The organism is Dokdonella sp., assembly GCF_051958935.1.
GTDB lineage: Bacteria > Pseudomonadota > Gammaproteobacteria > Xanthomonadales > Rhodanobacteraceae > Dokdonella_A.
Window position 1 is genome coordinate 1 of record NZ_JBQCFP010000098.1, and the last position, 21,886, is coordinate 21,886.

Annotated in this window: 16 protein-coding genes and 1 riboswitch; of the genes, 10 read left to right on the forward strand and 6 right to left on the reverse strand. The window is 68.5% G+C overall.

Annotated elements, in window-relative coordinates:
* The coding region (locus tag ACTHK2_RS08560) for an InlB B-repeat-containing protein (protein ID WP_440245286.1) at positions 1-3,419 on the reverse strand (3,419 nt) is incomplete at its 3' end.
* Between the two features lie 229 nt (positions 3,420-3,648).
* Here ACTHK2_RS08560 and ACTHK2_RS08565 point away from each other — a divergent pair.
* From ACTHK2_RS08565 to ppa, 3 genes are all read left to right on the forward strand, one after another.
* Positions 3,649-5,790 (forward strand): prolyl oligopeptidase family serine peptidase, encoded by a 2,142-nt coding sequence (locus tag ACTHK2_RS08565; protein ID WP_440245287.1) that lies wholly within the window; start codon positions 3,649-3,651, stop codon positions 5,788-5,790.
* Entirely contained in the window at positions 5,787-7,079 is a 1,293-nt protein-coding gene (locus ACTHK2_RS08570; protein ID WP_440245288.1) for a thioredoxin family protein, read from the forward strand. The genes ACTHK2_RS08565 and ACTHK2_RS08570 overlap by 4 nt, the downstream gene beginning before the upstream one ends.
* A 126-nt stretch (positions 7,080-7,205) precedes the next feature.
* Positions 7,206-7,754, forward strand: a complete 549-nt coding sequence (gene ppa, locus ACTHK2_RS08575) for an inorganic diphosphatase (RefSeq protein WP_440245289.1) — start codon at positions 7,206-7,208, stop codon at positions 7,752-7,754.
* 50 nt (positions 7,755-7,804) lie between these two features.
* Here ppa and ACTHK2_RS08580 read toward each other — a convergent pair whose 3' ends face one another.
* The 4 genes from ACTHK2_RS08580 to thiC all read right to left on the reverse strand — a co-directional run bounded on the left by ACTHK2_RS08580 (position 7,805) and on the right by thiC (position 13,286).
* A complete protein-coding gene (locus ACTHK2_RS08580; protein WP_440245290.1) occupies positions 7,805-9,448 on the reverse strand; it encodes an ArnT family glycosyltransferase in 1,644 nt (547 codons plus the stop codon).
* Between the two features lie 148 nt (positions 9,449-9,596).
* Positions 9,597-10,610, reverse strand: a complete 1,014-nt coding sequence (locus tag ACTHK2_RS08585; protein ID WP_440245291.1) for a DUF2333 family protein — start codon at positions 10,608-10,610, stop codon at positions 9,597-9,599.
* Positions 10,611-10,712: 102 nt separating this feature from the next.
* Positions 10,713-11,324 (reverse strand): ferritin-like domain-containing protein, encoded by a 612-nt coding sequence (locus tag ACTHK2_RS08590; RefSeq protein ID WP_440245292.1) that lies wholly within the window; start codon positions 11,322-11,324, stop codon positions 10,713-10,715.
* A gap of 84 nt (positions 11,325-11,408) precedes the next feature.
* Entirely contained in the window at positions 11,409-13,286 is a 1,878-nt protein-coding gene (gene thiC / locus ACTHK2_RS08595; protein ID WP_440245293.1) for a phosphomethylpyrimidine synthase ThiC, read from the reverse strand.
* A gap of 85 nt (positions 13,287-13,371) precedes the next feature.
* A riboswitch (TPP riboswitch) is annotated at positions 13,372-13,466 on the reverse strand.
* Between the two features lie 94 nt (positions 13,467-13,560).
* Here thiC and ACTHK2_RS08600 point away from each other — a divergent pair.
* The gene (locus ACTHK2_RS08600; protein WP_440245294.1) at positions 13,561-14,733 is read left to right on the forward strand and encodes an FAD-dependent oxidoreductase; all 1,173 of its coding nucleotides are present in this window, start codon (positions 13,561-13,563) and stop codon (positions 14,731-14,733) included.
* 30 nt (positions 14,734-14,763) lie between these two features.
* Here ACTHK2_RS08600 and ACTHK2_RS08605 read toward each other — a convergent pair whose 3' ends face one another.
* Positions 14,764-16,356, reverse strand: coding sequence for a hypothetical protein (locus ACTHK2_RS08605; protein WP_440245295.1), 1,593 nt, complete (start codon positions 16,354-16,356; stop codon positions 14,764-14,766).
* Positions 16,357-16,565: 209 nt separating this feature from the next.
* On the opposite strand from ACTHK2_RS08605, the gene ACTHK2_RS08610 reads away from it, so the two are divergent.
* From ACTHK2_RS08610 to cydB, 6 genes are all read left to right on the forward strand, one after another.
* Entirely contained in the window at positions 16,566-17,084 is a 519-nt protein-coding gene (locus ACTHK2_RS08610) for a DUF3016 domain-containing protein (protein WP_440245296.1), read from the forward strand.
* A 70-nt stretch (positions 17,085-17,154) separates the two neighbouring features.
* Positions 17,155-18,489 carry a Xaa-Pro dipeptidase gene (gene pepQ / locus ACTHK2_RS08615; protein ID WP_440245297.1) on the forward strand — a complete coding sequence of 445 codons (1,335 nt, stop codon included), beginning with the start codon at positions 17,155-17,157 and terminating at the stop codon, positions 18,487-18,489.
* A gap of 13 nt (positions 18,490-18,502) precedes the next feature.
* On the forward strand, positions 18,503-18,913 hold the full coding sequence (locus tag ACTHK2_RS08620; RefSeq protein ID WP_440245298.1) for an MmcQ/YjbR family DNA-binding protein: 411 nt from the start codon (positions 18,503-18,505) through the stop codon (positions 18,911-18,913).
* A gap of 4 nt (positions 18,914-18,917) precedes the next feature.
* On the forward strand, positions 18,918-19,136 hold the full coding sequence (gene cydP / locus ACTHK2_RS08625; protein WP_440245299.1) for a cytochrome oxidase putative small subunit CydP: 219 nt from the start codon (positions 18,918-18,920) through the stop codon (positions 19,134-19,136).
* Entirely contained in the window at positions 19,126-20,709 is a 1,584-nt protein-coding gene (locus tag ACTHK2_RS08630; RefSeq protein WP_440245300.1) for a cytochrome ubiquinol oxidase subunit I, read from the forward strand. The genes cydP and ACTHK2_RS08630 overlap by 11 nt, the downstream gene beginning before the upstream one ends.
* A 52-nt stretch (positions 20,710-20,761) precedes the next feature.
* Positions 20,762-21,886 (forward strand): cytochrome d ubiquinol oxidase subunit II (gene cydB, locus ACTHK2_RS08635; RefSeq protein WP_440245301.1); only part of this gene is annotated, 1,125 nt, incomplete at its 3' end.

Here is a 21,886-nt window from a genome sequence, read left to right on the forward strand (position 1 = left end):
CCGGTCACGCTCGGCGTGACCGTGTGCGTGTCGATCGCGAAGCTCGCGATGACGGTGCAGTCGGCGTTGACCGCGTTCGTCGTGAAGGTATTGCCGACGAGCGAGCCGCCGCAGGTGCCGCCGACGGGCGTCGCGACGTGATAGCCGGCATTGGGCGTCAGTGTGAACGCGACCGTCGCGCCGTGGTTGACGGCCTGCGGCGTCGACGGACTGATAGTGCCATTGCCGCCGGTCACGCTCGGGGTCACGGTGTGCGTGTCGATCGCGAAGCTCGCGATGACCGTGCAGTCGGCGTTGACCGCGTTCGTCGTGTACGTGTTGCCGACGAGGGAACCGCCGCACGTACCGGCCACGTTCGCGACGTGGAAGTTCGCCGCGGGCGTCAGCGTGAAGATCGCCGTCGCGCCGTGGTTCACCGCCTGCGGCGTCGACGGGCTGATCGTGCCGTTGCCGCCGGTCACGCTCGGCGTAACCGTATGCGTGTCGATCGCGAAGCTCGCGATCACCGTGCAGTTCGCGGTCACCGCATTGGTCGTGTAGGTGTTGCCGACGAGATTGCCGCCGCAGGTGCCGGCTACGTTGGCGACGTGGAAGTTCGCCGCCGGCGCCAACGTGAACGCGATCGTCGCACCATGGTTGACGGTCTGCGGCGTCGACGGACTGATCGTCCCGTTGCCGCCGGTCACGCTCGGAGTCACCGTGTAGGTGTTGATCGCGAAGCTCGCGACGACCGTGCAATCCGCGGTCACCGCGTTCGTCGTGTAGGTGTTGCCGACGAGGCTGCCGCCGCAGGTGCCGCCGACCGGGGTCACGATGTGATAGCCCGTATTGGGTGTCAGCGTGAACGCGAGCGTCGCGCCATCGTTGACGGTCTGCGGCGTCGACGGGCTGATCGTGCCGTTGCCGCCGGAGACGCTCGGCGTGACCGTGTGCGTGACCTGCGCGAACGAGGCGATGACCGTGCAGTCGGCGGTGACCGCGTCGGTCGTGAACACGTTGCCGACGAGTGTGCCACCGCAGCTACCGATCGGCGTGACGATCGAGAAGCCGGGGGCGGGCGTCAGGGTGAACGCGACCGTCGCGCCGTGGTTCACCGCCTGCGGCGTCGAAGGGCTGATCGTGCCGTTGCCGCCGGTCACGCTCGGCGTGACCGTATGCGTGTCGATCGCGAAGCTCGCGACGACCGTGCAATCGGCGGTGACCGCATTCGTCGTGTAGGTGCTGCCGACGAGGCTGCCGCCGCAGGTGCCGCCGACCGGCGTCAGGATGTGATAGCCCGGATCCGGCGTGAGCGTGAACGCCGTCGTCGCACCGTCGTTGACGGTTTGCGGCGTCGACGGACTGATCGCGCCGTTGCCGCCACTCACGCTCGGCGTGACCGTATGGGCCGGAGCAGACACGTTGATGCACCCGTTCGCGGTGACCGACTGGCCATCCGGGTTAGTGATCGTGACGTTCTGCAAGCCCGCCGCATTCGCGGTGATGTTGAGCACGACCTGCGTCGGCGAGTTGTAGGTCACGCCGTTGACGGTCGCATTGGTGACCGTCGCGGAGATGTGATTGAACGGCAGCGCCGGCGGCGGCAGGTTGGCGCCGGGATCATAGAAACCGGAACCTCCGCTCGACGTCGCATTGATCGTGACGTTCCCGGTCGTGCCGCCCGTGAACGCGATCGGCGAGCCGGCGCACGTCGGCGTCGCCGGCGGCGGCGCGAGCAGCTTGCCCACGCGCACCGCATAACTGTTGAGCGACTGGTTGTACTCCTGGATCGTCCACACGCTCATGTCGTCGAGCGGGTCGACGACCGTGAACGAATAGTCGCCCCAGCGCCGGCCGGACCCGCCACCCGGATCGGACGGCGGGTTGTAGTTGGCGGAGGTAATGCCGTACTGCATCGCGGCGGCATTCGGCGGACCGGTCATCACGCCGAGCGTGTCTCCGGCGAGTCGACCGGCATACGCGGGCGTCGCACCCAGCGGCGTGCCGGCCTGGCTGAAACCGATCACCGCATGGCCCTGGCCGGTCGCGGTGATCGATGGAATCCAGTACTGGAGCGCAGCCGCGAGCGTCGCGGCATTGTCGAATACCGTGCCCGACTGCACGAGGGTCGGCGTCGTCGAAAGGTTCTGGATGTCGTACCAGCGCGCGGCCTTGCGTGCGGTCGTGGCGGTACTGGCGACGCCGGTCGTGCTCACGCGGAGGTTGTGCGCCGTCCACAAGTGCCCGCCGCGGATCATTGCGGCATAGAGGCGATCGTCGAGCGAGTCCAGGCGGCCATTATTGCCGCCGGTGTTACCCGCGTGCTCGACCGGGTTGGTCGCACCGGTCGTGGGTACGGTGAGATTGATGTTCGCCGAAATCGTCGGCGTGGCGCTGCCTGGATTGGAGACGCGGCGGAATACCAGGCGGCTGAACACCCCGGCGTCGACGCCGACGAAGTAGCCCTGCGTCGCCGTGGGATCGAAATTGTCGGCGCCGCGCGGCGCGAATGGGCCGGCGCTGGCAGTTCCGATATTGGGGAAGCTCGTGACGACCAGCGGCCCGGCGCCGAGCGTCGAGGCCTTCTGCACGACGTACGCGTTCGTGCCCACGAAGGAGCCCGCGCTCGAGAACATGTTGCAGCCGAAGTAGAGCGCGTTGACGTCGATGCCGAACGACGGATAGTCGCAGAAATTCGAGCCGGGGTCGGTGGTGACGAAGAAGAACGTCCATACCGTCGACGCGCTGATCACGCCGTTGCTCGCCGCATCACTCACCGCGAGCAGCCAGCGGTTGGCCGCGGTCGCGGTACAGCTCGCGTTGGTGCACGGCACGTCGATGATGCTGAGGTACCAGCGCGCGGTGAAGCGGTCGTAACGCACCTGCGGGTCGCTCGTGAAGTTGAGCACGACCGAACCGCTGACCGGCGTCATGACCGAGGCGAAGAACGCGTCGGTATCGAGGTTGAGCACGCCGTCGGCGACGCCCGCCTTGGTGAACGAGCGGATGCGGCCATTCACCGCGACCACGTACTGCGATGGGCCGACCGTGCCCATCGAGTCCGGCGGGAACGCGCCGGTATCGGTCAGCGTCGCGCCGTCGAACGACGTGGACGGTGTATGGATCGCGCGTGGTCCACGCTCCGGCTCGCTGGTTGCCGACGATGGATAGCGCGACACGGCCGGTGCTTCGGGATTCGGCTGCAGGTTGTCACGCTCCATCGCTTCGTGTTCGCGTCGGGGGCGTGGAGCGTGGCGTTGCGGCCGCGTCGCCTCGAGCTGCATGAGCTCGGCCGATGTATGGGCGACGCCGGCCGCGCTCCGCACGCGCACGCCCGGGATGTCGTTCGCCGGCTCCGGCGCGGCGAACGCCGTCGCCGCGAACAGGGCCGACGCGCATAGAAACGCCTGCGCCGCGAAGGGCGCACGTTTGCGGTACATGAGTTTTCCCCCCTGAGTTTGTGGCAATCCCCCGCGGACTAGGCCTATGGACTTAGTCGCACCCGGTACTGCCGGCCCAATCTATCATTCTTGGGGCCGAATTGCAGGGAGTCTGGTTTTCAAGTGCGACGAAAACCGAAACGTGACCGATGTCGCACTTCGCCCGTCCGCACTGGACAATGGCGTTCAGCTTTGCGCAGGATGTTTTTTTCGACGGATGGACCGGTCCATGCGCCTGCTCCCGCGTCTCGCCACCCTCCTGCTGCTGCTGATCGGAACCGGCTGCATGACGACTCCCTCGAGGCCGCCGGCTCCGCCGGTCGAAGACCCCTGGCTCTGGCTCGAGGACACCCATGGCGCCAGGGCGCTCGAATGGGTCGAGCAGCGCAACGCCGAAACCCGGCAGGCATTCGCCTCGACGCCGGAGTTCGAGCGCACGCGCACGCGCATCCTCGAAGTGCTCGATTCGGACGCGAAGATCCCCGCGGTCACTAAGATCGGCGACCGCTACTACAACTTCTGGAAGGACAAGGACCATCCGCGCGGCCTGTGGCGGCGCACGACCTTGCAGCAGTACCGCAAGGACAAGCCACGCTGGGAAACGGTGCTCGACCTCGACGCGCTGGCCAAGGCCGAGGACAAGCACTGGGTCTGGCAGGGCGCGTCGTGCCTGCGCCCGGCGAACCGGCGCTGCCTCGTCGCGCTGTCGCCGGGCGGCGGCGATGCCAGTGTCGTGCGCGAGTTCGACCTCGTCGACCGCAAGTTCGTCAAGGGCGGCTTCGAGCTCGCCGAGGCGAAGACGGACGTCGCCTGGATCGACAAGGACCGCATCTACGTCGCGACGGATTTCGGCCCGGGCACGATGACGAAGTCGAGCTATCCGCGCATCGTCAAGGAATGGAAGCGCGGCACCCCGCTCGCGGCGGCCACGCTCGTCTACGAGGGCAGCGCCGAGGATCTCGCGATTTCCGCCTCGCGCGACCTTACACCCGGCTTCGAGCGCGACTTCGTCACGCGCACGATCGACTTCTACACCAGCGAGACATTCGTGCGCCGCCAGGACGGGAAACTCGTCAAGCTCGACGTGCCGCCCGACGCCACGATCGACACGCACCGTGACTGGTTGCTCGTGCAACTGCGCGACGCATGGACCCTCGACGACACGATCTACCCGCAGGGCGCGCTGCTCGCCGCGAAGTTCGATACCTTCCTCGCCAACCAGGACAAGCCGGGCAAGCGCACGCTGACCGTGCTGTTCAAGCCGACCGAAACCACCTCGCTGTCGGCGTACTCGTGGACGCGCAACCATCTCATCCTCAACGTCCTCGACGACGTCGTCAGCCGGCTCGAGGTGCTCACGCCACGCAGCGGCGAATGGCGGCGCGAAAAGCTCGGCGGCGCGCCGGCCCTGTCGACCATCGAAGCGCACGGCGTCGACGCGGATTCGAGCGACGCGTACTTCCTCAGCGTGAGCGGCTTCCTCGCGCCGACCACGCTCTACTACGGCGCGCTCGGCAGCGCGGACGCCGCGCCGGTCAAACGCGCACCGGCGTTCTTCGACGCCAAGGGCATGGACGTGCACCAGTACTTCGCGACGTCGAAGGACGGCACACGCGTGCCGTACTTTGTCGTCGCCCGCAAGGATCTCGCCGCCGACGGCCGCACGCCGACCCTGCTGTACGGCTACGGCGGCTTCGAAGTCGCGCTGACGCCGATGTACAGCGGCAGCGTCGGCCGCTCCTGGCTCGAGCGCGGCGGCGCGTTCGCGGTCGCCAACATCCGCGGCGGCGGCGAGTACGGCCCGCGCTGGCACCAGGCGGCGCTGAAGGCGAACCGTCCACGCGCCTACGAGGATTTCGCAGCGGTCGCCGAAGACCTCGTCAAGCGCGGCATCACCTCGCGCCGCCACCTCGGCGCCGAGGGCGGCAGCAACGGCGGCTTGTTGATGGGCAACATGCTCACGCAATACCCCGAGCTGTTCGGCGCGATCGTCTGCGAGGTGCCGCTGCTCGACATGAAACGCTACACGCACCTCTCCGCGGGCGCGTCGTGGATCGCCGAGTACGGCGACCCCGACAGACCGGAGGAGTGGGCCTTCATCAAGACGTTCTCGCCGTACCAGAACCTTGCCGCGGGCAAGGACTATCCGCCCGTTCTGTTCTACACGGCGACGAGCGACGACCGCGTCGGCCCGGCGCAGGCGCGCAAGATGGCCGCGCGCATGCGCGAGTTGGGTTACTCCAACGCGTGGTTCTACGAGAACACCGAAGGGGGCCATGGCGCGGCGGCAGACAACCAGCAGTCCGCGTTCATGCATGCGCTCGCCTACGGCTTCCTGTGGCAGCAGCTCGCGTCGAAGGAAGCGCCATGAAGCGCGTTCCGCTGCTGTTCGCCTTCGCGCTCGCCGGCGCCCTGCACGCCGCGGAACCGGCGAGCGTCGACGCCGCGCTCGCCAAGGCGAAGCGCGCGCAGCAGCCGCTGCTGCTCGATTTCAGTGCCCCTTGGTGCTACTCGTGCTACTTCATGGAAACGCACGTGCTCAATGGCGCCGAGTGGGACGCGCTCGGCCGCAAGGTCGTCGTCGCGGCGGTCGACGCCGACTCGCCCGATGGCGCGGCGTGGATGAAGAAACTCGAGGTCAAGGCGCTGCCCGCCTACGTCGTGCTCGACGAGAACGGCCAGGAACTCGGGCGCATCCTTGCCGAACAGCCGCGCGCGAAGTTCTATCCGATGATCGAGCACGTCATCGCCGGCGCGAATACGCTCGAGACTCTGCGACGCAAGGCCGCCGGCGGCTCCACCGACGCCGTGGCCGCCGTGCTCGGCGCATACCAGGCGCGCGACGCCGGCACGGATGGCCTCGCGTGGTACGCGGCATTGCCGGCGCAGGTGCGCGCGAAGGCGGACAAGGACAAGGTGGTGACCCTGCAGCGCGACCGCCTCGCACTGGCCCGCGCGCGCGCCGAGCACGATGACACGGCCGCCGTCGCCGCCGCGCTGCGCGTGCTCGCGGGCGACATCGGCTGCGATCGTCCATACGTCGTCGACGCGCTGCTCGAAGCGAGCGAAAAGCAGCCGAAAGCCGAGCGTGCCGCGATCCTGAAACCACAGCGCGCCGCGCTCGAAGCCATGCTCGCGCGCGACATCTACGTCGCCGCCCCCGCCTGTGCGGACCAGCGCAGTGCGGTCGTCACGACCGCCGACGTCGACGCCGCGCTCGGCGATACCGCCGCCGAGAAGGCCGTGCTCGATCGCGCCATCGCCGATGCGCGAACGCGTCTCGGTGGCAACTACACGAAGGACCGCAATCTCGCCGACAACCTGCGCGTGTACCTTGTGCGCGCGCAGCGCGACGCCGAACTCGATGCGCTGTATCCGCAGCTCATCGCGGCGTGGCCCGACGACTACGTCTATCCATACCGGTTCGGACGCAGCCTGCTCGAGCGCGAGCGGGCCGCCGAAGCCCTGCCCTGGCTCGAGAAGGCGGCGGACAAGGCGTACGGCGAGAACCGCCTCGGCGTCGCGCTGTACCGCGTGAAGGCGCTCAAGGCACTCGGCCGCCGGGACGACGCCAGGCAGGTCGTTGCCGACGTGCTCGAGCAGAACGGCCAGTGGTTCCCGCAGCAGGTCGCCCGGCTCAAGGCCGAACTCGCTTCTTGAGCGGCGCGCGCCGCGCCGTCTTTTGCTGCACTGCCGCAGGCTTTTGCCGTATCCTTCGCGCCGCGCGGGACAGCCCGCCGCGCGCCCCCCGCGGCGCGCCGATTCGAACAGCCTGAGGATAAAGACATGGGTTTGGAGCGCGTCCCTGCCGGTGCCAGCGTGCCCGACGAGATCAACGTCATCATCGAGATTCCGAAGGACGCAGAACCGGTCAAGTACGAAGTCGACAAGGCCTCGGGCGCGATCTTCGTCGACCGCGTGCTGTCGACGCCGATGCGCTACCCGTGCAACTACGGCTACGTGCCGTGCACGCTCGGTGGCGACGGCGACCCGCTCGACGCGCTGGTGATCCTGCCCCTGCCGCTGGTGCCGGGCTCGGTGATCCGCTGCCGCCCGGTCGGCATGCTGCGCATGACCGACGAGGCCGGCGCCGACGAAAAACTGGTCGTGGTGCCGCAGGCGAAGATCTTCGCCGGCTACGGCCACATCGCCGACATCGGCCAGGTGTCCGGCCACTGGCTCGAGCGCATCGGCCACTTCTTCGAGCACTACAAGGACCTCGAGAAGGGCAAGTGGGTCAAGCTCGAAGGCTGGGCCGATGCTGCCGCGGCGAAGGCCGAAATCGTCGCCGGTGTCGAACGTTACGATGCCACGGCGCTCAAGCCGGGGTTCTGACGCCAAAGCCGGAGCTTGACGCGTCGCTCTTCCTGCCCGATCCGCATACGTCAGTCATCGGATTCGTCCGGTTCGTCGCCGGCGTGGGATGAGGAGGGATCGACGCCGGAGGCGAGGGCGTCGGCGGCGGTCCACATCGAGACTTCGCCGCCGCGGAATTTCTGCGCATAGACGGGACCGGCGCGGAAGCGGAATCGCCGGTAGAAGCTGACGACGTAGCCATCGGGGTGTTCGTGCGCCCACGTCTGGAACGCCTCGAGCGTTTCGAGCGCGGGTACCGGATGCGTCAGGCGGCCGGCGAATTCGAACACGCCATGGTGCCAGCCCAGATGCACGACCGCTTGCCCGCGCTGCTGCGCATCGTGGATGCGCGCCGCGAGCGCGGCGACGTCGTAGCGCTCGCCCGCGCCCTGGATCACCGCGAGCTTGATCACGAGCGCGACTGCGACCATCGCCACTGCAGCGGCGGCCGGCTGCAGGAGCCGCGCGCCGCCGACCACGAGCGCGACACCGATGCCGATGATGAGGACGCCCCAGAGCGGCGACACGTCGGCCGCGAACCCGAGTGCCGGCCACTTCGGCGCGAGCCACGGCAGCGCCGCGGTCGCCGCGCCGAACAGCACGAGGAACAACCCGAACGCACCCGCGCGCAGGCGCAACGCGCCGCGGTCGAGCGCGAACGCGAGCAGCAGGGCCACGCCCGGGATCGTCGGCAGGAGGTAATGCGGCTGCTTGCCGCCGACGAGGGAGAACGCGACGAAGGTCGGGGCGACCCAGGCGAAGCCGAAACGCCATGGCGTCTCTTTCGCGAGCACGCGCAGCTTCTGCGTGCCCATGCGCAGCATCAGCGGCCAGGGCAGCAGCATGAGCGGGAACACCACGAGGTACCACCACAATGGGCGGCCGTGCGCACTCGTGCCCTTGACGCCGCCGATGCGATCGAGCGTCTGGTTGAGGAAGATCGCGCGCGCGTACGCTTCACCGCCATGCAGCGCCGCGGGAATCGCCCAGGCCAGGCCGATGATCGCGCCGACGAGGATCGACAGCGCGAACGCGCCGAAATAACGGGCGCGCCGTCCGGCCAAACGGTCGCCACTCCACCACGGCGCCGCCAGCGCGACGAACGCGATGTCGAGCAGCATGACCGGCCCCTTGACGAGGATGCCGAGGCCGATCGCGCCGCCGGTGACCAGCACGCCGCGCCGCGTGCGCGCCTGCGCCAGGTCGAGGATGCCGTGCATGGCGAGCAGCACGCAGGTCGCGAGCGGCACGTCGAACATGATCGCGTTGGAGAACAACGCGAAATAGATTGCGCCGAGCAGGAACCACATCGACGCGCGCGCAATGGCCGCCGACCCCGTGAGGCGCAGCGTCAGGCGCTGCATGAGCACGAGGCTCGCGAGCGAGCACAAGAGGGTCATGGCGCGCGCGGTCCACGCGTGCACGCCGGTCAGCAGCCAGCCCGCGTTGATCAGCCAGAACAGCAGCGGCGGCTTGTGCGCATAGGTCGCGCCGTTGAGATGCGGCACGAGGAACTCGCCGGTCTGGCGCATCTCCCAGGCGACTGCGAGATAGCGCGTCTCGTCGATCGGCAGCGGACCGAGCAGGAACACGATCGGCAACAACAGCACGGCCGCCACCGTCAAGGGATGCCGCAGTGCGGCGCGCCAGTCGGGTTCAGTCGATGGAAGCACGGGATCGGCAACTCGCGGCGGCGGACAGATCGCGAATCTTGGCATGCCCGGACCCGCGCGCGCGACCGCAGCCTCGTTCAGCCCAAGCTGTTCCGCCTGCTTTCCTTCGTGTCCCTCGTGCGTCAGTCTTCGGCTTCGTGCTCGGGCATCAGCCGCGCTTGAGCAGCTCGCGCAGGTCGATCACCGCGGCGTTTGCGCGCGAGATGTAATTGGCCATCACGAGCGAGTGGTTGGCGAAGAAGCCGAACGGGGTGCCGTTGAGCACGATCGGGCTGCCAAGGGACTTCTGCGATTCCTCGAGTTCGCGGATCACCTGCTCGAGGCTCACCGTCGCGTTCTTGCTGGCGAGGATCGGTGCGAAGTCGGCGCGCACGGCCTCGAGCTGCTCGCGCAGGGCCCACGTGTAGCCGCGCGCTTCGTAGAAGTTGTCGTCGATCTTCGTCCACGGCGTCTTGACGAGGCGCGGACTCGGCGCCGGCGTCGATTGCCGCGCGTGTTCGTCACCGGCGAGGTCGGTGTCGATGCGCACCTGTCCGGCGGCCGCCGACAGGCGCTGCGACAGCGAACCGAGGCGCGCGGAGACGACCTGCAGGTAGTCGGCCAGGTTGTCGGCGCGCGCATAGAACTGCGCGTTGCTGTCGTCGCCGTCGCCGAGGCGCGTGAGATACGCGTCGACGCGCGCGATCGCCTTGCGGTACTGGCTCTCCGAACTCGGCAGGAGCCAGCGGTCGTTCGGCGAGCTGAACAGCGGATCGGCTTCCTGCAGGTCCTTGTCCTCGATCGATTGCGTCTGCGAGCGGCTGAAGTCGTTGCGCAGCGCGCGGGCGAGGTCGCGCGTCGCGGTGAGCACGCCGAATTCCCAGTTCGGCACGTTGTCCATCAATACGCCCGGCGGCAGGCGGTCGTTGCTGAGATAGCCGCCGCGCTTGTCGAGCAGGGTCTGCGCCGTCGTGATCAGCGCACCCGTCGTGACGCTGCCCGTGACGACGCGCTCGCCCTTCGCGGCGAGGCGTGCCTGCGCGCCGGCGACGACATCGAAATGGTCCGGCTCGTAGTCCCACCACCACATGAGCGCGAGCACGAGCACCAGGGCAGCGGCGATGAGCGCACCGATGCCGCGGAACAGCCACGACCGAACGCTGCCGAGCGAGCTTCCTTCCATGCGCTTCCCCGTTCATGCCCGCGCGCCACGGAACGCGCCCGCGAGCGGCGCCGCGAGCGACGACCGCCCGCGATCACGCCCCCATTCTAGGCCATCGCGGCCCTACTCCTTCCCGCCGGCCCCCGGCTTGGCCGGTTCGCCCTTTTGGCCGAAGTTCTCCATCAGCGTCTTCATGTCCTCGGCATGCTCTTCCTCGACCGCGAGGATCTCCTCGAGCAGGCGCTTGGTGGTCGTGTCGCGATCACCGACGTAGTTGATGATCTCGCGGTAGCTGTCGATCGCGATGCGCTCGGCGACGAGGTTCTCCTCGATCATCGAGGCGAGGTCCTCGGGCACGACGAACTCGGAATGGCTGCGCCCCGACAGGCCGTCCGGCGAGAAATTCGGCTGGCCGTCGAGCTGGGTGATGCGCTCGGCGATGCGATCGGCGTGCGCCTGCTCCTCCGCCGCGTGCTCGAGGAATTCGGCGGCTACGCTCTTCGCATTGATGCCCGACGCGAGGTAGTAGTGCGCCTTGTAGCGCAGCACGCAGACGATCTCGGTCGCGAGCGCCTCGTTGAGCAGTTTCAGGACGGTCGCGCGATCCAGCGTATAGCTGTCGGTGACGGCCCCGCGCTCCATGTGCGCGCGCGCACGCTGGCGGATCGTCTGGATGTCGGAAAGGAACGGTTTGTCGCTACGCGGACTCGCGGCCATGCCTGCCTTCTCCTGCATCGGTGGGTACGGCGTGCCCGGGCTGCGGGCGACGCCGCCCTAGGGTACGGCGCGCGCATGTCCGCCAGCTGAAGGCGGGCCAACTCAGCCCGGTCGATACACCTCGCTGCCCTGCGCGCGGAACTCGGCGGCCTTCTCCGCCATGCCATCGGCGAGCGCCTGTTCCTCGGCGACGCCGTGTTCCCTGGCGTAGTCGCGCACGTCCTGGGTGATCTTCATCGAACAGAACTTCGGGCCGCACATCGAGCAGAAGTGCGCGCTCTTGTGCGCCTCCTTGGGCAGGGTCTCGTCGTGGAATTCCTTCGCCTTCTCCGGATCCAGGCCGAGGTTGAACTGATCGTCCCAGCGGAACTCGAAGCGCGCCTTGCTGAGCGCGTTGTCGCGCGCCTGCGCGCCGGGATGGCCCTTGGCGAGGTCGGCCGCGTGCGCGGCGAGCTTGTAGGTGATGATGCCGTCGCGCACGTCCTGCTTGTCCGGCAGGCCGAGGTGCTCCTTCGGCGTCACGTAGCAGAGCATCGCGGTGCCGTACCAGCCGATCATCGCCGCGCCGATCGCGCTCGTGATATGGTCGTAGCCTGGGGCGATGTCGGTGGTCAGCGGCCCGAGCGTATAAAACGGCGCCTCGCCGCATTTCTCGAGTTGGCGATCCATGTTCTCCTTGACGAGGTGCATCGGCACGTGGCCGGGGCCCTCGATCATCACCTGCACGTCGTGCTTCCACGCAACCTGGGTGAGCTCGCCGAGCGTGTCGAGTTCGGCGAACTGTGCGGCGTCGTTGGCGTCGGCGATCGAGCCCGGGCGCAGGCCGTCACCGAGCGAGAACGCGACGTCGTAGGCCTTCATGATTTCGCAGATCTCTTCGAATCGTTCGTACAGGAACGATTCGCGGTGATGGGCGAGGCACCATTTGGCCATGATCGAGCCGCCGCGGCTGACGATGCCGGTGATGCGCCGTGCGGTCAGGGGCACGAACGGCAGGCGCACGCCCGCGTGGATCGTGAAGTAGTCGACGCCCTGCTCGGCCTGCTCGATCAGCGTGTCGCGGAACAGCTCCCAGGTGAGGTCCTCGGCGACGCCACCGACCTTTTCGAGCGCCTGGTAGATCGGCACCGTGCCGATCGGCACGGGCGAATTGCGCAGGATCCACTCGCGCGTTTCGTGGATGTGCTTGCCGGTGGAGAGGTCCATGACCGTGTCGGCACCCCAGCGGATCGCCCACACCATCTTCTCCACTTCCTCGGCGATCGAGCTCGACACCGCCGAATTGCCGATGTTCGCATTGATCTTCACGAGGAAGTTGCGGCCGATGATCATCGGCTCGCTTTCCGGATGGTTGATGTTGTTCGGAATGATCGCGCGGCCGCGAGCGACTTCCTCGCGCACGAACTCGGGCGTGATCAGCTTCTGGATCGATGCGCCGAACGGCTGCCCCGCATGCTGGCGCAGCAGGTGCGCCTCGCGGACGGCCTCGAGGCGCTGGTTCTCGCGGATCGCGACGAACTCCATTTCCGGCGTGACGATGCCGCGCCGCGCGTAGTGCATCTGCGACACGTTCATGCCCGCCTTCGCGACGCGCGGCTTGGGTATCGCCGGGAAGCGCACTTCGGCGAGCGACGGCGCGGCCGCGTGTCGACGCGTGAACGGTGAGCTGAAATCGGCGAGCTGTTCGCTGTCGCCGCGCTCGTCGATCCATCGCGCGCGCAGCGCGGGCAAGCCGGCGGCGAGATCGATGCGATACGCGGGGTCAGTGTACGGACCGGACGTGTCGTAGACGGTGAACGGCGCGTTCTTCTCCGCGCCGAACGTCGAGGGCGTGTCGGCGAGGGCGATCTCGCGCATCGGTACGCGCAGGTCGGCGCGCGATCCCGCCACGTGCACCTTGCGCGAGCCGGGGATCGGCCGCGTCACGGAGCCGGACAGTTCGGCGGTTTCGCGCAGCAGCGCGGAGGGAACGGCATTCATCGCAAAGCTCCTCGGCATCGATACGACAGGGGAGCTTTCGCGGAACGTCCGCGCAGGCGCGCGACCTTCGCCTCGCGCAATGCGCACGAGACCTATCCAAGCTCCCTACACCGGTGCTAACCGGATCAGGTTCGAAGGGACTCTCTCAGCCGGCCACCGCCGGCACCCCCGCTTCCGCGCGCATTGAAACACGTTCGCCGCCGCCCGACCACCGCCCGGCGAGGACTTCCACCACGGGCGTCCGCGCGACTACCCTCGCCCCGGAGGGGAAAACATGAAGATCGCGATCGTCGGCTACGGCACCGCCGGGCAGGCCGCTGCGCTGTTTCTCGCGCGCGGCGGCCACGATCTGGAAGTGTTCGAGCGCAGCGAGGCGCTGCGCCCGGTCGGCGCGGGGTTCCTGTTGCAACCGACCGGGCTCCGCGTGCTCGCCGATCTCGGCCTCGCCGACGCCGCGCTGGCGAACGGCGCGCGGATCGAGCGCCTGCACGGCGTGAACGCGGCAGGCCGCCGCATCATGGACATGTGCTACGCCGATCTCGCGCCGGACCTGTTCGGCCTCGGCATGACGCGTGGCGCGCTGTTCGCCTTGCTGCACGACGCGTGCGAGCGGGTCGCGATGATCCGCACGGGCACCGCGATCACCGCGCTGTCCACCGACGGGCGATCGCTCACCGATGCCGGCGTCGGGCGGCATGGCCCGTACGACCTCGTCGTCGTCGCCGACGGCAGTCACTCGTCACTGCGCGCCCAGGCCGGCCACGTCGCGCGCGATCCGCTCTATCCCTGGGGCGCGATGTGGTGCCTCTTGCCGGCCGATGACTGGCCTCACGCGGCGGAACTGCGCCAGCGCTACGACGGCACGCGCACGATGCTCGGCGCATTGCCGGTCGGCCGGCGACCCGCCGACGGCGCACGGCGCTGGCTCACGTTCTACTACAGCCTGCCCGGCGCTGAGATCGACGCGTTCGACGCCGGCGCCCTCGCACGCCTGCACGATGACGTGCAGCGCCTCTGGCCCGAACTCGCCGAACGCACGCGCACGCTGGTGGAACCCGCGCAACTCAACCGCGCGCGCTATCGCGACGTCGTGCTGCGAAGGCCGTGGCGCGATCGCGTCGTCTGCATCGGCGACGCCGCGCACGGCATGAGCCCGCAGCTCGGCCAAGGCGTCAACATGGCCCTGCTCGACGCGCAGGCGCTCGCCGACGCGCTCGATGTGCAGCGCGGCGATGTCGCCGCGGCATTGCCCGATTATGCGCGCCGGCGCGCGCGCCACGTCGCGATATACCAGGCGATCAGCCGTTGGCTGACACCGCTGTTCCAGTCCGACCACGCGGCGCTGGCGCCGCTCCGTGATGCCTGCTTCGGGCCGCTCGGCCGGCTGCCGTTGATGCGCGCACAGATGCTCTCGATCCTCGCCGGGACGAAGCGGCGCTGGCTCTGACGCGGCCGCGACGCCGCCCGCGGATGCGGCTCAGCGACATGCGCCTCCAGTGTTCATGCAGGCGACCCGGCTTCGCACCTTCGCGCTGGCGCCGTAGTTCGCGAGCACGCCCTCCGAAACGTGATCGTTGACGAACGTAGTCGCCGAGAACGCTACCACCGGCAGGCCGATGAGCACGTCGCCGTTCGACGCCGCCGCGAGCGCGTGGGATGCGATCGGCGCGCCGCGCATGTCGTGCGCGAGGTCGAGCGAAAGGCTGCCCGCGGCCGGCAGCAACTCGATGCCCGAAACATTGCGCGAGACGTGTGCACCGGGATCGGTCGCATTCGTGAGCCGCGAGCCGATCGCCGACACAGGCAGGTCGATGCCCGACGAGTCCGGCGCGGTCATGAAGGCGAGGACCGAGGTTTCGAGGCACGGCGTCAGCGCCGGATTCGACGCCGCCGCCGTCGGGTCCACGCCGCCGCCGGCGTTCGCGGCAGCGAGCGCAAGGGCGATGCCATCGCGGCCGTAGCTGACCGCGGCGACGTTCGCACATGCGTACGGATACGCGCTCGCCCACTGCTCCACCACGCCGCCATGGACCGTCATTTGCCCGCTCGTGTACGAGTGGGCGAAACCGACCTCGAACGGCGGTGTCGCGGCACCGCCGGCGAGCGCCGGATCGACGTAGAACCGCTTCGTCGGTGCGGTCACGATCCAGTCGGTGCGGGCACCGATCGACTCGCTTCGCGTGTAGTCGCCCTCGAGCGAAGCCGCCATGAACAGCGCGCTGACCGCGTCCACCGGACGCTCGTATTGGAGGGTGCGTGGCCCGCCGTTGACGCCGACGAGGGCCGCGTAGCGGCCGTCGGCGCCGGCACTCGCACTGTCGAGATCGGGCATCGCGGCGCCCGGCGCGGTATGCATGGGCGCCGCGCGGAAGCCATCGATCGCGACCGCGTCGACGCCGAACATCGTGCCCCGGGCGACGTCGACGACGTATTCCACGCCGTAGAGACCGCCCGCGGGCGCCCCGAGGTCGGCATCGGGGTCGGCGTCCCAGGCGCCGCCCGGCGCCCACGCGGCGGCAATGGCCGCGCAATCGCCGGTGGCGATTGCTTGGGCGCTGCCGTGCTGGTTGCCGGTCACTTCGCCCATTTCGAACACGTCGAAATGGCCTTCGCGCGTCCGGTCCGCCGACTGCGGACCACCGTCGGCGTGGCCGGTCGGGCCCGTCGGAGCGTTCTCGCCCGCGTACGATGTGCCGCTGAAGTCGATCGATCGGGACGCCAGCGCGGGCACCGTGCACGCGTCGTCGCCGGTGACGAGCCGCGCGGGCGACGCGTCGCCGGCCGGCGCCGTGACGCTCGCCGACCATGCTCCGTGCGGCGGCAGGTAGACGTCGAGATCGAGCACGCCGCGCCCGTCATAGCCTTCGTGGAAGCGCACGCGCACGGCCTTCGCGTGCGCACGCGTGTTGGTGATGGCGAACAGCGTGTCGTTGCCGCCATTGGCGCTGTAGTAAGGGAACACGAGTACTTGGCCAAGCCCCTGCGGATCGACATGCATCGCCTGCGCATCGACGCCGAGGATCACGGCTGCCGCCGCGAGCGTCGAGGCAATGGTCCCTTTGATGCTCATGGCGGACCTCGTCGTAGTGTGAACTTCGTACGAGACGGCTCGGATCGACCGATCGTCGCAGAGCAGTTGGGTGGCATCCGCTCTCGAGGGTGGCTCGGGCGCATGAACCGCCGCGCAATGGGGGGTTCACCATGCGCAAACGGCAATCCGGACGCGACGCCGCGGCCCCGGATTCCGTCGTGGGAGTATCGAATCACGAGGAGATCGACATGACCCTACGCCTTGCCGGTCGCGGCGCGACCTTGGCTGCACTGTGTTTCGCGACGATCGCGGGCGCGGCGGACCTCAGCGCGCGCGTGAATGTCGACTGGACCGACCCGCATGCCTTCTCCGACACCCGCGACAACCCCGGCATCCGCCAGATGCGCCCGGAGGAATGGCTCGCGCTGCTGTCGAGGCACCTCCAACAGCGCGCGGACCGCATCCTGCCCGCGGGCGAGCGTCTCGATGTGACCTTCACCGACGTCGATCGCGCCGGGCGCGTGGAACCCTGGCGCGGCCCGGAATGGAACGACGTGCGCATCGTCAAGGACATCTACCCGCCGCGCATCGACCTGCGTTTCACCTTGACCGGCGCGGATGGCCGCGTGCTCGCCTCGGGCGAGCGCAAGCTGCGCGACAGCGCGTTCCTCATGCGCAGCACGCCCGACGACAGCGATCCGCTGCGCTTCGAGAAGCGCATGCTCGACGACTGGCTGCGCAAGGAGTTCAAGCCGAAGCGCGGCTGAGCGAGCGCGGCCGCGTCTACACGCGGCCGCGCGTTGGCGGCACAATGCGGGTTCCGCTCCGGAGCCCGCGATGGATACCCAGCACCCCGACCTGCACCCGCTCTACGCCGAGCACCTCGCCGCGCTGCAGGCGCGCGCCGACAAGGCGTTGCTGCGCGAAGGCTTCGACCACCTGGTGATCGCAGCAGGCCAGCCGGCCATGCAGTTCCTCGACGACCGGCCGTATCCGTTCGCGGTCAACCCGCATTTCAAGCACTGGCTGCCGGTGACGAAGGCGCCCGGTTCGTGGATCGTGCACACGCCTGGACGCCGGCCGAAGCTCGTCTACCTGCAACCGCACGACTACTGGCACGTCGTGCCGGACGCGCCGGCGGGCTACTGGGTCGAGCATTTCGAGATCGTCGTCATCCGCGAGCCGAAGGATGCGCGCGCGCACCTGCCCAACGACGTCGCGCGCTGCGCGGTGATCGGCGAAGCGACCGCCGCACTCGACGGCTTCGCGCCGAACAATCCGCAGGGCGTGCTCGATTACCTGCACTGGCAGCGCTCGTACAAGACCGCCTACGAACTGGCGATGATGCGCGTCGCGAGCAAGATCGGCGCGCGTGCGCACCGCGCGGCCGAGCGCGCGTTCCGCGCCGGCGCGTCGGAGTTCGACATCCACGTCGCCTACATGGCGAGCGCGCGCCAGGGCGACAACGAGCTGCCGTACAACAACATCATCGCGCTCAACGAACACGCCGCGGTGCTGCACTACATGGAACTCGCGCACGCGCCGCCGGCACGCGCGCATTCGTTCCTCATCGACGCCGGTGCGAGCTTCCACGGTTACGCGAGCGACATCACGCGCAGCTACGCCGCGGCGGACGCCGGCGAATTCCAGGTGCTGATCGATTCCGTCGATACCGCGCAGCGCGGCTTCGTCGCGAAGGTGCGCGCGGGGCAGAGCTATCCCGGCCTGCACGTCGACGCGCACCTCGTGCTCGGCGGCATCCTCAAGGAACACGGCTTCGTGCGCATGAGCGCGGAGGCCGCGCTCGACGGCGGCGTGACCTCGACGTTCTTCCCGCACGGCCTCGGCCATCCGATCGGCCTGCAGGTGCACGACGTCGCCGGCTTCCAGGCGAGCGATCGCGGCGGCATCTTGCCACGCCCGCCGGGTCATCCGTACCTGCGCATGACGCGCGCGCTCGAACCGGGCATGGTCGTCACGATCGAACCCGGCCTCTACTTCATCGACATGCTGCTCGCCGAGCTCAGGAACAAACCGGCAGCGAAGGACGTCGACTGGGCACGCGTCGATGCGTTCCGCAAATACGGCGGCATCCGCATCGAGGACGACGTCGTATGCACCGAGGGCGAGCCGGAGAACCTCACGCGCGACGCGTTCGCGGCGCTCGGCTGACGGGGGCCGGCGCATGGATGTGCGCGCACTCAAGGCGTATTGCGCGCGCTTGCCCGGTGCGATGTCGCGCGCGCTCGGTCCACCGCACAACATCCTGCTCCATGAAGTCGGCGGCAAGCAATTCGCGTATTTCAAACTCTCCGAGCCAGAGAAGTGGCGCTTCAGCTTCCGCACGACGCCGGAGCGCTTCCTCGAACTCACGGGCATTCCGGGCATCAAGCCGGCGCGCTACATGGCGCGCTTCCATTGGGTCACGGTCGTCGACGTGCGCAGCGTGCCGGGTGCCTACCTGCGCGAACTCGCCGAATGGTCGTACCGGCGCGCGTTCGCCTCGCTGCCGAGGACGAAGCAGGCCGCGCTTGCTGTCCCGGCCGCACCGCGTCAACCTGTCGCAAGACAGCGGCGCGCGACCGGCGTAACCTGATGCGGTGAACGACTCGCATCGCCCTGAGGAAGCGTCCTGGTTCCGCAGCCGTGGCGGTCGCCGCTTCGGTTTCGAGTTCGGCGCGATCGTCGTGCTCAAGCTCGCCGCACTCGTGCTGATCTGGTTCTTCTGCATCCGCCCGCTGCCGCGCGCTGACACCCATCCCGCGGCCATCGCCGACCACCTGCTGGCTCCCGTTCACGAGGCTCCCGATGATCGATGAGACCGTCGTCACGCTGTCGCGCCTGCAGTTCGCCCTGACCGCGCTGTACCACTTCCTGTTCGTGCCGCTCACGCTCGGGCTGTCGTGGATGCTCGCGATCATGGAAGCGGTGTACGTGATGACCGGGCGCGAGATCTGGAAGCGCATGACCCAGTTCTGGGGCGTGCTGTTCGGTATCAACTTCGCGATGGGCGTCGCCACCGGCGTGACGATGGAATTCCAGTTCGGCACCAACTGGGCATACTACTCGCACTACGTCGGCGACATCTTCGGCACGCCGCTCGCGATCGAAGGACTGATGGCGTTCTTCCTCGAAGCGACCTTCATCGGCCTGTTCTTCTTCGGCTGGGACCGTCTCTCGCGCGTGAAGCACCTCGTCGTCACCTTCCTGCTCGCGCTCGGCACGAACCTGTCGGCGTTGTGGATCCTCATCGCCAACGCGTGGATGCAGAATCCGGTCGGTTCAGAGTTCAATCTCGACACGATGCGCATGGAGATCACCGACTTCGGCGCGGTGATCTTCAATCCGGTTGCGCAATCGAAGTTCGTGCATACGGTCAGCGCTGGCTACGTGCTCGGCGCGATGTTCGTGCTGTCGATCAGTGCGTGGTACCTGCTCAAGGGCCGCAACGTCGACTTCGCCAAACGCTCGATGACGGTCGCGGCGAGCTTCGGCCTCGCCTCCGCGCTCAGTGTCGTCGTGCTCGGCGACGAGTCGGGCTACACGGTGACCGAGCACCAGAAGATGAAGCTCGCGGCGATCGAGGCGATGTGGGAGACCGAACCCGCGCCGGCGGCGTTCACCGCGTTCGGTTTCCCCGATGTCGCCGAACGCACGACCCACTACGCGATCCACATCCCGTGGCTGATGGGCGTCATCGGCACGCGCTCACTCGACCGCGTGCTGCCCGGCATCGGTGAACTCGTCGGCGACGCCGAAACGCGCATTGCCGGCGGCCTGAAGGCGTACGCGGCGATGCAACGCCTTCGCGTCGATCGCAACGACGCCGCGGCGCGCGCCGAGTTCGAGGCGCACAAGCGCGACCTCGGCTACGCGCTGCTGCTCAAGCGCACCCTGGCAGATCCCGCGACGGCCAGCCCGGACGACATCCGCAAGGCCGCGGCGAGCACGATCCCGAACGTACCGGTGCTGTTCTGGGCATTCCGCATCATGGTCGGCTGCGGACTCTGGTTCATCGCGCTGTTCGCCTATTCGTTCTGGCTCTCCGCGCGGCGCGAGCTCGATCGACGCCGCTGGTACCTCAAGGCCGCGCTGTGGAGCCTGCCGCTGCCGTGGCTCGCGATCGAACTCGGCTGGATCGTCGCCGAATACGGCCGCCAGCCGTGGGCGATCGAAGGCGTGCTGCCGACCGCGCTCGGCGTGTCGTCGGTGTCGGTGGCGCAGGTCGCGACGAGCCTCGCCGGCTTCGTCCTGTTCTACAGCGCGCTCGCCGTCGTCGACGCCGTGCTCATGCTCAAGTACGCGCGCAAGGGGCCGGACGGCCTCGGCATGTGGCCGCCGGCCATGCCGGAGCCCGTGCCGGACCATTCGGTCGTGGCGGCGAACCCATGATGCGAGGCCCATCCACGCGAAGCGACGCGCGCAGTGCGCGAGGAGGATCGTGATGCCTGACTACGAAACGCTGCGGGTGATCTGGTGGGCGTTGCTCGGCGTGCTGCTGGTCGGGTTCGCGGTGACCGACGGGTTCGACCTCGGCATCGCCGCGCTGCTGCGGGTGCTCGGCCGCGACGATACGGAACGCCGCGCGGTACTCGAGACGGTCGAGCCGATCTGGGAAGGCAACCAGGTCTGGCTCATCCTCGGCGCCGGCGCGATCTTCGCGGCGTGGCCGCTGCTCTATGCAGCCGCATTCTCCGGTTTCTATTTCGCGATGCTGCTGACCCTGCTCGCACTGATCGTGCGGCCGGTCGGCTTCAATTTCCGCAACAAGTTCACTGACGCGCGCTGGCGCGGTTTCTGGGACTGGTTGCTGACCCTGCACGGCATCGTTCCCGCGCTGGTGTTCGGCGTCGCGTTCGGCAATCTCTTTCTCGGCGTGCCGTTCCGCTACGACGAGACGTTGCGCATGACCTACGAAGGCGGGTTCTTCGGCCTGCTGCGTCCGTTCCCGCTGCTGACCGGGCTCGTGTCGGTCGCGCTGCTGCTGCTGCACGGCGCCGCGTGGGTCGCGGTCAAGAGCGAGGATGTCGTGCTCGCGCGTGCGGAGCGCGCCGTGCGCCTGCTCGCGCCGGCCTTCGCCGCGCTGTACGTGGCGGCCGGGCTCGTGCTGTATTTCGGTGTGCCGGGGTACTCGCTGCAGGGTGGCTCGACGCCCTCAGGGCCGTCGAACCCGCTCGCCAAAACGGTCGCGCTCGGGGGCAACTGGCTCGTCGATTCGCCGCTCGGCGGCTGGGCAGTCGTGGCCGCGATCGTGGCGCTCGCCGCGGCGCTCGCGACGCCGTTCCTGTGCGGCCGCCGCCATCATCTCTCGACGTTCCTCGCGAGTTCCCTCGCGGTGACGGGCACGATCGCGTCGGCCGGATTCGCGCTGTTCCCGTTCCTGCTGCCGTCGAGCCTCGATCCGCGCAGCAGCCTCACCGTGTGGGATGCGTCGAGCAGTCGCACGACGCTCGGCCTCATGCTGCTCGTCACTGCGCTGCTGCTGCCGATCGTGCTTGCCTATACCACCTGGGTCTACCGCGTGCTGCGCGGGCGTGTCTCGCTCGAGCACGTCAGGCAGACGCACGGC

Excerpts from the sequence above, each read along its gene's own strand:
- ACTHK2_RS08565 (WP_440245287.1), top strand. The coding sequence starts at position 3,649 with ATGCGCCTGCTCCCGCGTCTCGCCACCCTCCTGCTGCTGCTGATCGGA.
- ACTHK2_RS08570 (WP_440245288.1), top strand. The coding sequence starts at position 5,787 with ATGAAGCGCGTTCCGCTGCTGTTCGCCTTCGCGCTCGCCGGCGCCCTG.
- ppa (WP_440245289.1), top strand. The coding sequence starts at position 7,206 with ATGGGTTTGGAGCGCGTCCCTGCCGGTGCCAGCGTGCCCGACGAGATC.
- ACTHK2_RS08585 (WP_440245291.1), bottom strand. The coding sequence starts at position 10,610 with ATGGAAGGAAGCTCGCTCGGCAGCGTTCGGTCGTGGCTGTTCCGCGGC.
- ACTHK2_RS08590 (WP_440245292.1), bottom strand. The coding sequence starts at position 11,324 with ATGCAGGAGAAGGCAGGCATGGCCGCGAGTCCGCGTAGCGACAAACCG.
- thiC (WP_440245293.1), bottom strand. The coding sequence starts at position 13,286 with ATGAATGCCGTTCCCTCCGCGCTGCTGCGCGAAACCGCCGAACTGTCC.
- ACTHK2_RS08600 (WP_440245294.1), top strand. The coding sequence starts at position 13,561 with ATGAAGATCGCGATCGTCGGCTACGGCACCGCCGGGCAGGCCGCTGCG.
- ACTHK2_RS08605 (WP_440245295.1), bottom strand. The coding sequence starts at position 16,356 with ATGAGCATCAAAGGGACCATTGCCTCGACGCTCGCGGCGGCAGCCGTG.
- ACTHK2_RS08610 (WP_440245296.1), top strand. The coding sequence starts at position 16,566 with ATGACCCTACGCCTTGCCGGTCGCGGCGCGACCTTGGCTGCACTGTGT.
- pepQ (WP_440245297.1), top strand. The coding sequence starts at position 17,155 with ATGGATACCCAGCACCCCGACCTGCACCCGCTCTACGCCGAGCACCTC.
- ACTHK2_RS08620 (WP_440245298.1), top strand. The coding sequence starts at position 18,503 with ATGGATGTGCGCGCACTCAAGGCGTATTGCGCGCGCTTGCCCGGTGCG.
- ACTHK2_RS08630 (WP_440245300.1), top strand. The coding sequence starts at position 19,126 with ATGATCGATGAGACCGTCGTCACGCTGTCGCGCCTGCAGTTCGCCCTG.